At 51.0% G+C, this 16,097-nt stretch carries 13 protein-coding genes and 3 pseudogenes; 13 read left to right on the top strand and 3 right to left on the bottom strand.

All coding sequences use genetic code 11. The features are described 5' to 3' along the window. Nucleotides 1-16: 16 nt before the first annotated feature. The 8 genes from RY075_RS09085 (at nucleotide 17) to RY075_RS09120 (ending at nucleotide 8,390) form a co-directional block, all read left to right on the top strand. Complete coding sequence (locus tag RY075_RS09085; RefSeq protein WP_016063063.1) at nucleotides 17-754, top strand: phage minor tail protein L; 738 nt, start codon at nucleotides 17-19, stop codon at nucleotides 752-754. 2 nt (nucleotides 755-756) lie between these two features. Next, nucleotides 757-1,476 (top strand): C40 family peptidase, encoded by a 720-nt coding sequence (locus tag RY075_RS09090; RefSeq protein WP_049134817.1) that lies wholly within the window; start codon nucleotides 757-759, stop codon nucleotides 1,474-1,476. Then, on the top strand, nucleotides 1,469-2,086 hold the full coding sequence (locus RY075_RS09095) for a tail assembly protein (protein WP_039025137.1): 618 nt from the start codon (nucleotides 1,469-1,471) through the stop codon (nucleotides 2,084-2,086). Before RY075_RS09090 ends, RY075_RS09095 begins: the two co-directional genes overlap by 8 nt. A 42-nt stretch (nucleotides 2,087-2,128) precedes the next feature. Further along, nucleotides 2,129-5,716 carry a DUF1983 domain-containing protein gene (locus tag RY075_RS09100; RefSeq protein WP_338628470.1) on the top strand — a complete coding sequence of 1,196 codons (3,588 nt, stop codon included), beginning with the start codon at nucleotides 2,129-2,131 and terminating at the stop codon, nucleotides 5,714-5,716. Nucleotides 5,717-5,759: 43 nt separating this feature from the next. After that, nucleotides 5,760-6,074 carry a hypothetical protein gene (locus tag RY075_RS09105; RefSeq protein WP_022651029.1) on the top strand — a complete coding sequence of 105 codons (315 nt, stop codon included), beginning with the start codon at nucleotides 5,760-5,762 and terminating at the stop codon, nucleotides 6,072-6,074. Next, complete coding sequence (locus RY075_RS09110; RefSeq protein WP_338628472.1) at nucleotides 6,075-6,746, top strand: hypothetical protein; 672 nt, start codon at nucleotides 6,075-6,077, stop codon at nucleotides 6,744-6,746. It begins immediately after the preceding gene. A gap of 107 nt (nucleotides 6,747-6,853) precedes the next feature. Continuing rightward, nucleotides 6,854-7,087 (top strand): hypothetical protein, encoded by a 234-nt coding sequence (locus tag RY075_RS09115; protein WP_017382566.1) that lies wholly within the window; start codon nucleotides 6,854-6,856, stop codon nucleotides 7,085-7,087. Between the two features lie 58 nt (nucleotides 7,088-7,145). Further along, nucleotides 7,146-8,390, top strand: a complete 1,245-nt coding sequence (locus RY075_RS09120; protein ID WP_338628473.1) for a phage tail protein — start codon at nucleotides 7,146-7,148, stop codon at nucleotides 8,388-8,390. Here RY075_RS09120 and RY075_RS09125 read toward each other — a convergent pair. Then, complete coding sequence (locus RY075_RS09125; RefSeq protein WP_338628474.1) at nucleotides 8,356-9,180, bottom strand: hypothetical protein; 825 nt, start codon at nucleotides 9,178-9,180, stop codon at nucleotides 8,356-8,358. The genes RY075_RS09120 and RY075_RS09125 overlap by 35 nt on opposite strands. An 82-nt stretch (nucleotides 9,181-9,262) precedes the next feature. Between RY075_RS09125 and RY075_RS09130 the strand changes: the two are divergent. The 5 genes and pseudogenes from RY075_RS09130 to RY075_RS09150 all read left to right on the top strand — a co-directional run bounded on the left by RY075_RS09130 (nucleotide 9,263) and on the right by RY075_RS09150 (nucleotide 14,039). Continuing rightward, nucleotides 9,263-9,820: pseudogene (locus tag RY075_RS09130) on the top strand (recombinase family protein). A 202-nt stretch (nucleotides 9,821-10,022) separates the two neighbouring features. Further along, nucleotides 10,023-12,020 carry a choline BCCT transporter BetT gene (gene betT, locus RY075_RS09135; RefSeq protein WP_058677626.1) on the top strand — a complete coding sequence of 666 codons (1,998 nt, stop codon included), beginning with the start codon at nucleotides 10,023-10,025 and terminating at the stop codon, nucleotides 12,018-12,020. 63 nt (nucleotides 12,021-12,083) lie between these two features. Next, nucleotides 12,084-13,382 (top strand): annotated as a pseudogene (locus RY075_RS09140) (DUF2254 domain-containing protein). Between the two features lie 165 nt (nucleotides 13,383-13,547). After that, nucleotides 13,548-13,718: pseudogene (locus RY075_RS09145) on the top strand (NADP-dependent isocitrate dehydrogenase); the annotation flags it as partial. Nucleotides 13,719-13,793: 75 nt separating this feature from the next. Next, on the top strand, nucleotides 13,794-14,039 hold the full coding sequence (locus tag RY075_RS09150) for a YmjA family protein (protein WP_022650806.1): 246 nt from the start codon (nucleotides 13,794-13,796) through the stop codon (nucleotides 14,037-14,039). A 4-nt stretch (nucleotides 14,040-14,043) separates the two neighbouring features. Here RY075_RS09150 and RY075_RS09155 read toward each other — a convergent pair whose 3' ends face one another. Together RY075_RS09155 and yncL are read right to left on the bottom strand one after the other, a co-directional pair. Beyond that, nucleotides 14,044-15,543 (bottom strand): EAL domain-containing protein, encoded by a 1,500-nt coding sequence (locus tag RY075_RS09155; protein WP_338628475.1) that lies wholly within the window; start codon nucleotides 15,541-15,543, stop codon nucleotides 14,044-14,046. Nucleotides 15,544-15,667: 124 nt separating this feature from the next. Next, on the bottom strand, nucleotides 15,668-15,760 hold the full coding sequence (gene yncL, locus RY075_RS09160; protein ID WP_071524166.1) for a stress response membrane protein YncL: 93 nt from the start codon (nucleotides 15,758-15,760) through the stop codon (nucleotides 15,668-15,670). Nucleotides 15,761-16,097: the final 337 nt, after the last annotated feature.

The following is a 16,097-nucleotide window of genomic DNA, read 5'->3' on the forward strand; positions in this document are numbered from 1 at the left end:
TTTTTATGGGGGGAGTATGAGTTTTACGGCAGACATCCAACAGCTTGAGCCCGGCAGCGTTATTCAGCTTATTGAGATCGACGGCACTGAATTCGGTATGGATCAGGTGCTGCGTTTTCATGCGCACAATATTCAGGAAGAGGGGTGGGCAGCCTTCGCCGCAGAAAATCTGCCCGCCATTATCTGGCAGGGAAACCAGTACGATCCCCATCCCTATGAACTGAAGGGGATGGAGTTATCGAGTACAGGTTCCCAGCCAACGCCCACGCTGTCCGTCGGGAACGTCGGAAACTATGTCACCGCGCTGTGTCTTGAATACGACGATATGGTCAGGGCTAAGGTCAAAATCCATACCACGCTTTCGAAGTATCTCGATGCCGCCAACTGGAAAAACGGTAATCCGGGTGCCAGCCCGGCCGATGAGCGCGTACAGCTCTTTTACGTCAATGCTAAAACCGCAGAGACGCGGGTACAGGTTGATTTCGAGCTGTGTTCTCCTTTCGATATTCAGAGCCTGCAGCTGCCGACACGGCAGATTACTCCTGTCTGCACCTGGTGTATGCGGGGCTGGTACCGAAGCGGGACCGGATGCGATTACAACGGCACGAAATACTTTACCAAAGACGGTACGCCGACCGATGACCCGTCGAAAGATGTTTGTGGCGGCCGCCGGCAGGATTGTCAGGATCGTCACGGCCCGGACGCGCCGCTGCCGTTCGGCGGTTTTCCGGCTGCAAACCTGCAGGGGAAATAAAAATGCGTGAAAAATTGCTGGATGCTATCCGTCAGCACGTCGCTGCTGAATACCCCAAAGAAGCCTGCGGCCTGATTGTTCAGTCAGGCCAGCAACAAATCTATATTCCCTGCCGCAACATTGCCGATAAACCCGAGGAGACATTCACGCTCTCCCCGGAAGACCAGCTCGCTGCCCGCGCGCGCGGTGAGATCATCATGCTCATTCATTCCCATCCGGATGTGGTACGGCTGGTGCCCTCAGAGCTGGACCGGATCCAGTGCGACTGGTCGGGTATTGAGTGGGGGATCATGTCCTGGCCGGATGGGGACTTTTGCACGATCTCCCCGCGTGAAGACCGGGATTATGCCGGGCGACAGTGGGTGCTGGGTTACGCGGACTGCTGGTCGCTTATCCGTGAATATTATTTGCGCGAATACGGCATTGTTCTCGGGGACTATTCGGTACCTTACGAATGGTGGGAGAGCGGCAAGGATCGGCTCTACGACGACAACTGGGAGCGCGAGGGATTCGTTGAGATTGCCGCCGGTGCAATGCAGCCCGGTGACATCATCATGATGAGTGTCCAGGCATCGGTGACTAATCACGCCGCAGTATATGTGGGTGACAACATCATTCTCCATCATCTGTTCGGGCATCTTTCTTCGCGAACACCTTATGGAAAATATTATCGCGACAGAACGGTCCGGGTGGTCAGGCATAAGGACCGAATGCATGGTTAAGACGCTTATTCTCGAAGGGAAAATGGCTAAAAAATTCGGTAAACGCGTTCAGTTTGATGTTGCCGACCTGCGCGAAATGCTCAGGGCCATGTGTTCACAGGTTCCCGGATTCAAAAAATATATGTCGGAAGCTCATATGAAGGGGATCCGTTTCGCCTTTTTTAACGGTGACAACAATATCGGGCTGGAAGAGTTTGATATGACGCGCGGTGGAAGCGTGTACCGGATCGTGCCCGTTTATGAGGGGGCCAAAAATTCGGGCGTCCTGCAGATAGTTGTCGGTGCCGTTGCGCTGGTCGCTGCATTCTTTACCGCCGGTGCGAGTATGGCAGCCTGGGGGGCTGCGATGAGTGCAACAGCCATCAGCGCCACGTCAATTTTGACCGGGGTCGGGGTGTCAATGATGCTGGGTGGCGTTGTCCAGATGCTCACGCCCCAGCCATCCTTCGGCGCGGGTAAATCCTCCAGCACGGACAACACGCCTAACTACGCCTTCGGGGCGCCGGTCAATACGGTCGCTATGGGGCATCCTGTCCCCCTGGCCTACGGTCTGATCGAGGCAGGGGGAGCGATAGTCAGCGCCGGTATGTACTCGAGCGATCAGCAGTAGGCCAGCGGCCACTAACTTAAAGGTGCTTCGGCATCTTTTTTTATGGGTGAAAAAATGCAGCTTCTTAAACAAGAAACCATCCTGCAGGGTGCCAAAGGGGGAGGTGGCAGTTCCCATACTCCGGTTGAGCAGCCAGACGATCTGCTGTCGGTCGCAAAGTTAAAAATGCTCATTGCCGTTTCTGAGGGGGAAATACAGGGCGACCTGACCGCTCAGAACATTTTTCTCAACGATACGCCGCTGGCAAACGACAGCGGGGAATACAATTTCAGTGGCGTGAAATGGGAGTTCCGCAAGGGCACACAGGACCAGACCTATATTGCCGGGATGCCCCAGGTCGATAACGAGCTGGCGGTGGGCACAACTGTCACCACCACCGCGCCCTGGACACGTCAGTTTACCAACCTTTCCCTGGATGCCATCCGCATCAAGCTCAGCCTTCCGGTCCAGTATCTCTATAAAGATAATGGCGATATGGTGGGCACGGTTACCGAGTATGCGATCGATTTATCAACGGACGGCAGCGCCTGGAAAACGGTTGTAAACGGCAAGTTTGACGGAAAGACCACGACGGAATATCAGCGTGACCACCGTATCGAACTGCCAAAATCCACGTCCGGCTGGTCTGTCAGGGTCAGGCGTATTACGGCTGATGCCAGCGGATCAAATTCGAAACTGGTTAACGCCTTCAAGGTGTTTTCCTATGCGGAAGTCATCGACAGCAAGCTTCGTTATCCTTTAACAGCGCTCCTGTATGTCGAAGTGGACAGCAGCCAGTTCAACGGCAGTGCGCCGAAAGTGACCTGTAAGATAAAAGGCAAGCTGATTAAGGTTCCGGAAAATTACGATCCGATAACCCGAACCTATTCTGGTTCATGGTCCGGCGGGTTCAAAATGGCTTGGTCCAATAACCCTGCCTGGATCTTTTACGATCTGGTTCTGGATGAAATTTACGGCATGGGCACGCGCGTGGATGCGTCCATGGTGGATAAGTGGGCGCTGTATTCAATCGCCCAGTACTGTGACGAAATGGTTTCCGACGGGGCCGGTGGCACCGAACCGCGTTTCACCTGCAACGTTTTCATTCAGAGCCAGGAGGACGCCTGGCAGGTACTTAACGATCTCGCCGCGGTATTTCGTGGAATAACGTTCTGGGGCAACGATCAGATTTATGTCCAGGCAGACGTCCCGCAGGACGATGTTGACTGGGTTTATAACGCCTCAAACGTTATCGATGGGCTGTTTACTTATGCGGGCGGCTCATACAAGAATCGCTACAGCTCCTGCCTGGTGTCCTGGTCCGATCCGCAGAACCATTACAGCGATACCGTTGAGGGGGTCTACGATTCGGCGCTTGTAGAGCGTTACGACGTCCGGCAGACGTCCCTGACCGCAATCGGCTGCACCTCGCAAAGTGAAGCGCACCGACGCGGTCGCTGGGTATTGCTCTCCAATGCCAAAGACGGGACCGTATCGTTTGGCGTGGGGCTGGACGGTTATATCCCTCTGCCCGCTGAAATAATCGGTGTCGCCGATCCTTTCCGTTCTGGTAAGGAGAACGGGGGCCGCATAAGGGCGGTCAACGGTCGCCAGATTACCCTGGATCGAGAAATAGACTACGCGTCGAAAGACCGGCTGGTGGTTAACCTTACCGACGGAAAAGCCCAGACGCGGACAATCAGCGCGGTGAGCGCAGATAAAAAAACGGTGACGGTGGCTACGGCATTCAGTCAGATTCCTGTGGCGGGCGCCGTCTGGGCGATTGACAGTGATAACCTCGCAATACAGTACTTCAGGGTCACTTCAATCGCGGCTAACGACAACAGTACAGGCGGTTTCACTATTACGGCCGTTCAGCATGATCCAAACAAATACCGTTACATCGATGACGGCGTTCGGGTCGAGTCGCCCCCGATCACCGTCACGCCGATAAGCGTCCTGTCTGCACCGAAGAATATCGTGGTGACTGAGAGCGATCATGTGTTTCAGGGGCTGACTGTAGCAAGCCTAGAGGTGTCATGGGATAAGGTAGAGGGCGCAATCCGGTATGTTGCCCAGTGGCGTAAGGACAACGGGGACTGGATAAACGTTCCGGTTACCAGCGCGCAGGGTTTCTCGGTTCAGGGCATTTATTCGGGCAGCTATGACGTGCGCGTCCGGGCGCTGAATGCGCAGGATACGTCGTCACCATGGGGATACGGTGAAACAACTTATCTCTCCGGTAAAACGGGAAAACCGGGTACTCCGCTAAACTTCCTGGCGACCGAAGATGTGGTCTGGCATATCGACCTGACCTGGAAATTTCCGGATGGTTCAGGCGACACGGCCTATACAGAGATTCAGCGCGCCACAACTGCCGACTACGCCAATCCTGAACTGCTGGTCCTGGTGCCGTACCCAGCTGCAGATTATCAGCATGGCCCCATGCCTGCCGGCGTTCGCCAGTGGTACCGCGCGCGCCTGATTGACCGTATCGGTAACGCCGGGGACTGGACCGACTGGGTCATGGGCACGTCCTCGATAGATGTCAGTGAAATAACCAACGATATTCTGGAGGACATGAAAGGCTCCGATACTTTCAAAGACCTGATCGAAAATGCGGTAGACAGCAATGAAAAAATTGCTGGCATGGCTGACGACATCAAACAGGCCAACGACGAACTGGAGCAACAGGCGCAGAAAATTGCCCAAAATGCCCAGGATATCGGGAAGGTTCAGACCAGCGTTACAAACCTGTCGAGCAAGGTCGGAAATGTGTCTTCTTCTCTGAGCGAGCTTGAGCAGACAGTGGCGACGGCCGATACCGCGCTGGGCCAGCGCATCGATAACATCAGCGTGTCTGCGGACGGCATGGCGGGGGGAGTGAAGACCTCCGCCATCGCGATTATTCAGGGTAACCTGGCGCAGGTGGCGGCGCGAAAAACGCTGTCTGCATCGGTCGCCGGTAACAGCGCGCAGCTGGACCGCATTGATGAGGTGATCGTCAACGAGAAGGAGGCAACGGCGCGTTCGCTGCTGAGTTTGCAGACTGACGTGAACGGCAACAAGGCATCCATCAACAGCCTGAACCAGACATTCTCCGATTACCAGCAGGCCACGGCCACGCAGATAAACGGCATCACGGCGACCATCAACGGGCATACGTCAGCCATTACCACTAACGCTCAGGCCATTGCGAACGTTAACGGGGACCTGAAGGCGATGTACAGCATCAAGGTCGGGTTATCCAGCAATGGTCAGCTTTACGCGGCAGGGATGGGGATCGGCGTGGAGAATACGCCGTCCGGCATGCAGTCGCAGGTTATCTTCCTGGCTGACCGTTTCGCCGTTACTCACCAGGCCGGAGCGACCGTTACGCTTCCGTTCGTTATTCAGAACGGGCAGGTGTTCATCAGAAACGCGCTGATAGGTGATGGCACCATCAGCAACGCCAAGATCGGCAACTACATCCAGTCCAATAACTATGTTGCTGGCTCAGTCGGGTGGAGGCTGGATAAGGGCGGTACGTTTGAGAACTACGGTTCGACAGCTGGTGAGGGGTCCATGAAACAGACAAACCAGACAATCAGCGTGCGGGACTCCAGGAATGTGTTGAGGGTGCAGATCGGGAGAATCACGGGAACATGGTAACGGGAGGCCTCTTACGGGGCCTCTTTATTTTCAGGAGGACTGGATGGCGGAATATGGTGTTCAGACATGGGACGCCTCAGGCAATGTAAATAACTATGGCGTTAAGCCTGTCAGCGTTTGTGGCTATCTCCAGCTGGCCCAGAACCAGAAAACAGGCTCTTACACCGTAGCGCTTCCACCGGGTTGCAGGCTGACCTATTTTCAGAGCATGAACGGCGATCAGTTTGGTACGAGTCGGAGGAAGATCACCATTTCGGGGGGAACAGCAACAGTGTCAGCAGTAGGCGATACCGACTACTCAGCAGGGACTGAGCCTGCGGCAGCGGCTTATCTCATTTTCCAGATCGAGAGGGCATAAATGGCGGAGTATGGCGTTTTACTGACGACCACGAGCGGGGAAATATGGGTGACCGCGAACAGCTCGCCAATCGCTCTTCAGGCGCGAAAGACAGCGGCACTTCAGGGAGCATCGGGGTTCAATACCAAAGTGACGCACACATTCCCCGCAGGTCAGCCTGTTGTCGCCTTCGTTCATTGCACGGTTGAGGTCGAAATCACTCAGACGATAAGCGGGAACACCATCACGATTGATTTTCTCAGACCGAATGCAACCGGCACAGCGTACGTTTATTTTTTCTCTATTTTCCCGCAGACAAAGCCAGACTACGGGCTGGCTGTGTGGGATGCATCAGGGACGCTGATTTTAACAAACGAAACGCGCACGCTGAGCGATGTTGTCACCCTCGGTACCGCCGGGGTGGATGCCAGCTCAGGATACAACATCAATACAACTCTGGCGGGGAAGTGGGCCTGTATGCCTGCCATGCTGGGGCTAATTACCGGGGTTATATCGGCTGGCGGTCAGCCGCAGCCATACATGGCCATATACAAGAGCATGGCAAAACTTGAGGGAAGCAATACGCGGATATTCGCCAGACCGCAGACAACCCCCGGCGGCAACCTTCAAAACGTCGCGTATTCGAATCTGAGGAACGTGATTATGGCCATTAACTGCGCCAACTATGATTGATCGTTTTAAACGATCAATTTCGAATAATTGATCTAACAAATCAATTATATCCCGTTGATTCATATTGTTATTGTGTAGCTTCATGAATGCCCTGGGATATAACAACTATGAAAAATATGATTCTTTGCCTGGCGGTAGCGGTATTGCTCTCCGGTTGCGCTGGCGTTATTGAGAAGCAGCAACCTGTATGCACCGGAACAGCCCTGGTTGGCGGACAGGAAAGCAGCGTCCAGATCTACGGAGTCCGCAAGCAAAATAATCAGACGCAGTACCGCGCCGGTTATCCCTTTAACTGGTCATGGGTGAGCGCCAACACGTTCACCAGCACCACCTGCCACTAACCCATTCAGTTTTGAACAAACCCCGCTCCGGCGGGGTTTTTTATTGCCTGGAGAAAATATGCTTTATAACACTGGCACCATCGCCATTAACGGAAACACTGCAACCGGCACCGGCACGAACTGGACGGCACCCGCCAGCCAGATTCGGGTTGGCCAGACGTTATTTGTTCTTTCTAACCCGGTACAGATGTTTCAGATCACGGCCATCAACAGTGCGACGTCACTGACGGTTACGCCTGCCGCGTCTCCGGCGTTGAGCGGCCAGAAGTACGGCATTCTTGTTACTGATAGTCTCTCGGTCGACGGCCTGGCGCAGAGCATGTCTCAGCTCATCAACGAGTACGACGAGAACATCGGCGCCTGGGAGACGTTCGCCACCACCTCAGCAAACCAGAACATCACCGTCACCATCAACGGCGTACGCGTGACCATTCCGGCGATCGGTAAACTGGCGCAGAAGGGGAGTAATGGAGCTATCCCGATTGGGCAGGGCGGGACCGGGGCAACGAATGCCGCTGACGCTCGCACAAACCTCGGTTTAGGAAGTAGTGCGACACGGGATGCTTACAGCTCGACAGGACAGATGTTATCCCGGGGAGATTTTGGCTTGGGCGGGCCGGGTAATAGTAGTGCTGGCTGGGATATAGCTATCGATGGCCGATTTTTAAGTAGCCCTTATGACGGTCCCTCAGCTACTGCTGTGTTTATGGGGATAAACTGTGCTCATAGTTCCGATTCATCCTACTGCTTTCAGCTTGGGGGACGAGGAAACCAGGGTATGTGGTGGAGGGCAAGAGAAAGCGCCTCATTCCTTCCATGGTTACGAGTTTATGACACTGGTAACACTACCAGAGCTAGTGACGGCACGTTAAAAGCAGCTTCCCCAGTAGTTAAACTGTATGCAGACGGTTCGTTTGAAACTAATAACGAATCAGAGGGCTGTACCGTAACTCGCATGAAAGCCGGAGAGTATCTGATCGAGGGCTGCATGGGTATGAATTCAGATGCGGCGTGGGGTGGGATTGATGGGGGGTTCGATATCCCTAAAGATCGCAATGGGCAGGCCCTAATCTGGCTTGACTACGAGGTAAATGCCGACGGGTCAGTGCTCGTGAAAACATTCCACCGGGAATATCCGGGAGCACCGATATTTGCGAGGAACTCACGGGAAGGTTTAGTGGATGGTGAACCGGCCGATATTCCGGCCGATCAGTTTGTCAGTGTCCGTGTAGAGATGCCGCTAAACAGTATCTGGAATCAGCGTGTGGCTATGGCTGAAGTTCCTGATTCATCCGCTGATTAAAGGCAGAATCATCTGGCATATCCAGGCGAACATCGATCCAACTGTTCACCGGCACGTCCACCGGTTCTCCTTTCGTTTTGACGATCTCTGCGTCATCGCCCAGTATGTACTTTCGCTTGAACAGGCGGATAGTCAGCCCACCGCTTTCTGTCTGCTCTGCTTCAACAATCCCAAGCTCTCCCATGCCGCCTGGATCCATTGGCGGCAGTAACTGCCATCCCTCAGACGCCAGGCCAGCCGAACCAGTGAGTTCGTAAACCCCTGTGCCGATCCGAGAAATGAATACTCCCTCCGCCTCTGCGTTAGCCGTACCGCAGCCGCACCAGATAAAATCATTTTCATCAATATCGGTACGCTGATTCTCGTTCTGAGATTTCACGATTCTGGCCACCGGCGAAGCTGCTTTCAGCGTGCCGTCGGAGGCTTTAGTGGTATTTTCAGAAGTGTAAACAACTGAGCCTGGCTTCACAGACAGCATTGTTGAGAATGCATCGGTGCCATTATTTCTTCCTGCGATTTGGTAAGAGACGGCACCACCAATGCCTGCAACACCTGCCCTGAAGCGAGGAGTACCGTTAACCATCACCGTATGAGCCCATACACTACCCACCGTTGAAAGTCCTTCAACGGTAAAAGCGTAAGGGTTGCCAGCGATACCTGCGATATTCAGAGCATTCGTTAATGTACCTCCGCTCAAGCTCAGCGCGCCAAGGTTTGAGAGTGCAGAACTGGCAGTCTTTGCACCTGTTCCTCCCAGTTCTAATGGGATGACACCATTGCTGTCTACCAAACCGACGTTTTATAGATTGCCCCGAGGTAGCCTTGCCGATAACTTCACCTGATTTTTTTGCAGAAATGAGTGGGTGAAAAATATGCAAATCGGCTATGTAAGGGTGTCAACAAATGACCAAAATACGGATCTCCAGCGACAAGCACTCGAACGCGCAGGATGTGAACAGATTTTCGAAGAAAAAATGAGCGGAACGGTAGCAAACCGACCAGCGCTCAAAAAGCTTCTGCGAACGCTGGGTGAGGGCGACACGCTGGTGGTATGGAAGCTGGATCGCCTCGGGCGAAGCATGCGAAATCTGGTGCTGCTGGTGGACGAGCTTCGACAGCGCGGTATTCACTTCAAGAGCCTTACGGACAGCATTGACACCTCAAGCCCGATGGGGCGTTTCATTTTTCACATCATGTCAGCACTGGCGGAAATGGAAAGAGAGCTGATTGGTGAACGCACCCGGGCTGGTCTGGCGGCTGCGAGGGAAAAAGGCCGGATCGGCGGCAGGCGCTCGAAGTTAACTCCTTAACAATGGGCGCAGGCCGGGAGGCTCATTTCAAATGGTGTTGAAAGGAAGCAGGTAGCAATAATTTATGACGTGGCAGTTTGCACGCTATATAAAAAATTTCCTGTATCTAAGCTGATTTAACCCTTAAACGAGCCTTAGCCGTGGGACTTTCAACAATTGTGATGAGAGAGTATTACCGCATACATAATCGGAGAAAGCCTATGAGAATATAACCACGACGTGACTTCTGATTATATGCCCCATTTACTGCTCATTTTTTGCTACTATATGAGAGGCAATGCCTATCATCTTAAGCGGATCTAAGTTAATGGAATGAATAATTATGAGTGAAAATGATACTATCCCAAAGAAGTCTAAAAGCCAGATTAACAAAGCGGTATTCTTTACATCTGCTTTGTTAATTTTCCTTCTTGTTGCTTTTGCCGCTGTATTCCCGGATGTAGCCGACAAAAATTTTAAATTACTTCAGCAACAAATATTCACGAATGCCAGTTGGTTCTACATCCTTGCTGTAGCACTGATTTTACTAAGTGTCACTTTTCTGGGGCTCTCACGCTACGGTGATATCAAGCTGGGTCCGGACCATGCGCAACCTGATTTCAGCTATCACTCCTGGTTTGCGATGCTCTTTTCGGCAGGGATGGGGATCGGTCTTATGTTCTTTGGCGTTGCCGAACCTGTGATGCATTATCTTTCACCTCCCGTCGGCACACCAGAGACTGTTGCGGCAGCGAAGGAAGCAATGCGTCTGACATTCTTTCACTGGGGTCTGCATGCATGGGCAATCTATGCCATTGTGGCGCTGATCCTGGCCTTCTTCAGTTATCGTCACGGCCTGCCTTTAACGCTACGTTCTGCACTCTATCCCATTATCGGAGATCGAATTTATGGGCCTATAGGCCATGCAGTTGATATTTTCGCCGTTATAGGCACGGTCTTTGGCGTTGCAACATCGCTTGGGTACGGCGTTTTGCAGGTAAATGCCGGTTTGAACCATCTTTTCGGGGTACCCATTAATGAAACGGTGCAGGTTATTCTGATCGTCGTCATCACGGGGTTAGCGACGATTTCGGTGGTGTCCGGCCTGGACAAAGGAATACGTATTCTTTCTGAGCTCAACCTTGGCCTGGCGGTGCTGCTGCTAGCGCTGGTTCTGTGTCTCGGACCAACCGTGCTTCTGCTGAAGTCGTTTGTGGAAAATACGGGCGGTTATCTTTCGGAACTGGTAAGTAAAACCTTCAACCTTTACGCGTATGAGCCCAAGTCGAGTAACTGGCTGGGCGGGTGGACATTATTGTATTGGGGATGGTGGCTTTCATGGTCGCCGTTTGTGGGGATGTTCATCGCAAGGGTTTCCCGTGGCCGAACCATTCGCGAGTTTGTCACTGGCGTGCTGTTTGTTCCCGCCGGTTTTACGCTCATGTGGATGACGGTGTTTGGTAACAGCGCGATCTATCTCATTATGAACCAGGGGGCGACTGACCTCGCCAATACAGTTCAGCAGGATGTCGCGCTGGCCCTGTTCAATTTCCTAGAGCATTTCCCGTTCTCCTCCGTGCTGTCATTTATTGCAATGGCGATGGTCATCGTCTTCTTTGTAACGTCTGCTGATTCAGGAGCAATGGTTGTGGATACTCTGGCATCAGGTGGGGTAGCAAACACACCGGTCTGGCAGCGAATTTTCTGGGCCTCGCTCATGGGAATTGTTGCTATTGCACTTCTCCTTGCGGGAGGGCTAAGCGCGTTGCAAACGGTGACAATAGCAAGTGCATTACCCTTCTCCGCTATCTTATTGATATCCATATACGGACTTTTAAAAGCGCTACGTCGGGATTTGACTAAGCGTGAAAGTCTGAGCATGGCGACTATTGCCCCAACAGCTGCACGAAACCCAATTCCATGGCAGAGAAGGCTGCGCAATATTGCTTATCTACCGAAACGTTCCCTTGTGAAACGCTTTATGGATGACGTTATCCAACCTGCCATGACGCTGGTTCAAGAAGAACTGAACAAGCAAGGGACGATAAGCCATATCAGTGACGCAGCTGACGATCGTATCCGACTTGAGGTCGATTTGGGCAACGAGCTGAATTATATTTATGAAGTGAGGCTTCGCGGGTATAACTCACCGACCTTCGCTCTGGCTGCGATTGATAATGATGAGCAGCAGGCTGAGCAGCATCGATATTATCGCGCTGAGGTCTATCTTAAAGAGGGCGGACAAAACTATGATGTGATGGGCTGGAACCAGGAACAGCTTATTAATGACATACTCGACCAGTACGAAAAACATCTGCACTTCCTGCATCTGGTTCGTTAATATCCCCATGCCGCTCTAAGGGCGGCATTTATTTTTCTCGGCTACAATACGAGGGAATGCAGTATGATTTCGCGTTGGCAATGGATTCTGAGGCAAATATTTAAAAAACTATGGTTCAGGGCAGCGTTATTCGCAATTGTAGCAATAATAACTGCTCTATTATCTATTCTTTTTAAATCAATGATCCCTGAGTCGGTATCAGTTAAGGTTGGCGCAGAAGCAGTGGATAACATTCTAAACATACTGGCATCGAGTATGTTAGCTGTTACCACCTTTTCGCTGAGCATCATGGTCACAGCATATGGTTCAGCTACCACTAATGTAACGCCAAGAGCAACACGTTTAGTTGTTGAAGACGTAACCACACAAAATGTATTGGCCACCTTCATCGGTTCATTTCTCTTCAGCCTGGTAGGAATCATTGCCCTTAATATGGGAGCCTACGGAGAAAGGGGCAGAGTCATTTTATTCGTTGTCACACTGGTGGTCATTGCCTTAATCCTCATCACATTGCTTCGTTGGATATAGCATTTGACCTCTCTGGGAAGGGTTGGCGAGACGACAGCAAAGGTGGAACAGGCAGCAACCGAAACATTTATTCAAAGAGCAAAAAGTCCATATTTAGACGGATATCCATGGCTTGAGAACAATGAACAGCCAAACGGAACGGTTGCCGTTTATCCGGAGATGATTGGCTATGTTGAATATATTGATATGCTGAAACTCAGCAGGCTGCTGACTGAGGATCATCGACATGTATATCTTGTGGCACAGCCAGGCAGCTTCATACATCCTTCGATGCCAGTTTTGTATCTGAGTCAGGGGCAGGGGCCATTAATCAGTAAAGATTTGCTAGATACAATCATTGTGTCGGATGTACGTTCATTTTCTCAGGATCCCCGATTTTGTCTTAGCGTTATGGCTGAAATAGCCTGCAGGGCTCTTTCACCAGCAGTGAACGATCCTGGCACCGCAATTGATGTCATTGGCAGAGGTGTGCGAATACTATCCGCTTATGCGCAGAATAAATCTGATGAAATTAGAGTGACATATCCTTCAATACATGTTGCGCCACTTCAGAACAGCGAGTTACTGGAAGACTTTTTCTTACCTATTGCCCGTGATGGTGCCGGTATGAGTGAGATCCAAAGGAGAGTGCTCAAAGGACTTTCTATGTTAGGAAGTAGTTGGCCCCACGAGTTTGAAGAAGCTGCACTTATTTTGGCTCGAGAAACATTAGAGTATGTAAATCGTGCCGATCACACCGATTCCGATAAGGCTCGGATTCAGTCAGTCTATAAAAGTTTATTTTCTATCAAACATACAGAAACTATCGATGACAAACCTAACAAGACGACCTAATGAGTTAGGGATGAGTTTCCTAAGTGAATTTTGTTAAAAAGAGGTTATCAAAACCCAAATTTGATATAGCTCAATCAATGGGTTAGCCGAAGGTTTAACACGCGTGATAAGAACTATAATTATGGTTTTTTTTCTCGAAAATCAATGGGTCATGTTGGCTTCAATGATATACTGCTGCGTCATATGGAATGGTTCGAAGCCGCAGACCTGATCGTTAAGGGTATGGAAGGCGCGATTAACGCGAAAACCGTCACCTATGACTTTGAACGTCTGATGGAAGGCGCTAAACTGCTGAAATGCTCAGAGTTTGGCGACGCGATTATCGCGAACATGTAATCCACTCGCTGGGTTAAATGACAACGGGAGCCTGAGGGTTCCCGTTTTTTATGCACACAAGACGGAAACAACGCTATGACCCATGATATCCCGCTCAAGTATTATGACATCGTCGACGAGTATGCGACTGAAACGGCGAAACCGGTAGAAGAGGCAGAGCGTACGCCGCTGGCACACTATTTCCAGCTGCTGCTCACTCGCTTATACAACAATGAGGAAATCAGTGAAGAGGCGCAGCGGGAGATGGCTGTCCAGGCGGAGATAGACGAAGCGCGCATTGACGATATTGCGAACTTCCTGAATCAGTGGGGCAATGAATAACGCATCATCGCGCTGAGTCTGCCAGCAGCCTGGCGAGGTCGTGCCGGGTTAGCGACTTTGAAAAGTACCAGCCTTGTACGAGGGCATCGGGGTATCTCTGCGCGATGAACTGAAATTGTGTTTCGCTTTCAACCCCTTCAAAAACCAGGGTTTTGTTCAGTTTAGCGAGCGCGTCGCTGAAGATCAGCAGGATATCCTGTTTATAGTGCTCGCTGATGCCGTCCACTAACGACTTATCTACCTTGATTTCGTCATATTTGAGATTTGTGAGCCTGGCAAGATTAGAGTTTTGCACGCCAAAATCGTCTATTGAAATTTTGACGCCTGCCGATTTAAGCTCCTCACAAAACTCTTCAAGGATGGCCGAGGTGGAAACGCCATTCTCGGATAACTCAACTTTGATTAACGATAAAGGAATCGCGTTCTCTGAGCATGCATGACGTAATACCGACAGGAATTTGCCGTCTTCAATTTCCGTCCGGCCAACGTTCAGTGAAATCATTAACTGATGTTCAGCGGCCAGCGCGGCAATTTCCGCCAGGGATTTCTTTATCATGTTCTGATAATAAACGTTATACAGGCCAATTTTTTTGATTAACGAGATAAACAGCTCAGGAGAAACCTCTTTGTGATTGTTATCCTGCCATCTTGATAACACTTCAACCCCGACGATTTTCTTATCAGCCACCCGAATAACGGGCTGAAAATGAACGCTGATGGTATTCGCTTTCACCGCCTTGACCAGCGTTCGCTCCAGAGAACGTCGGTCTTCATAAAGTCGAAGAGAAAACAGCGTCAGGGATACCCAGATAAAGTATAAAAACAGACACAGAAGCACCATCACTACGTGGGAGAGCGAAGCCAGTCCGGCATCGTGGTGTGTGACGGTGACACACAAATCCCAGCGTGTACTGCACTCTGTCACAGCCAGCGTAAATAACAGAGACTGTAAGCGGCTAAGGTTTTCTGATGGCGGCGTAACGGTGAAAAAGGTGCGGCCGAAATCTTTAGTGGAAGAACGAAGCGAATAGTTGGCGGTAACGGGGGCAAATTTATCGTAGGCTGAACGGGAGGTGAAGATAATAAGGTGGTTATAGATTGTCGCATTGCCGATAAAGAAATCTTTCTGCGAAAACTGCGCCAGACTGAATCCGTTCTGGGTTTTATGCAGCTCAGGGGGAAGGGCGATGGGATTTGCCAGCTTGCCCCAAAACGCGGTGCAGGTGATTTTCCCCTTTTCAATAAACCCCACATCGGCGAAATAGAGACTACGCATCTTTAATTTTCGGTAGACGTTCAGACTGGCGCTATCGCATCCCTGCACGGTGGTATTTTTAAGCGTACTGGCGATATTTTGTGTTAACTCTTCGGAATAGCTTAAGAGCGTGTGGGAGATCTCCCTCTGCCGGTTCTTTTGCTGCTCAGCGATAATGGCGTTAACCGCATACAGCGACAGGACGACCATTAGGGTTGAGATGATAGCAACGGCAATGGCCTTCTTCATTTTCCTGCTGTCCCGCCACGTCCTGAGGTGCAGGGATCTTATCACAGGTCATAAAAGCTACAAGTATGAGAGTTGAGCCGGCACGGAATCGGAAGGAAATCCACCTTGCCAGGCTCCTTTCAACTCAGAACCACTCAAACCGTGTTGAGAGCAGTAACAGTAGCGTACTGGCAGAAACAAGATTAAGGCAGATGACGAACTTGCTCGATACGTTCATGTTATCAACGCTTTTTGGTTATTCAGAAGCCACAGAGAATAGCGTTTCACCTCCACAGAAAAAACGCCAGATTTTGGTGGGTTGAGGCAAAAAAAAGCCCACTAAAAAGTGGGCAAAAAATACTGGAAGCAATGTGAGCAATGTCGTACTGAATACCTGAGTTATTTGCTCAACTATTCAGTAATGAGAAAGATAATCTTTCTCAGTAGAAGATGCAACCCCAGGATGAGTGTGGATCGACATTTTTTACTGCTCATATTTTACTCAAACGAGCCGTGTGATTTTTATCACAAATTTCCTTTCTCAGATCCTGTGCTATCCTTTTCTGTGTCGTTGA

The sequence above is a fragment of the Enterobacter sp. JJBC genome (assembly GCF_036936505.1).
Taxonomy (GTDB): Bacteria; Pseudomonadota; Gammaproteobacteria; order Enterobacterales; family Enterobacteriaceae; genus Enterobacter; species Enterobacter hormaechei_C.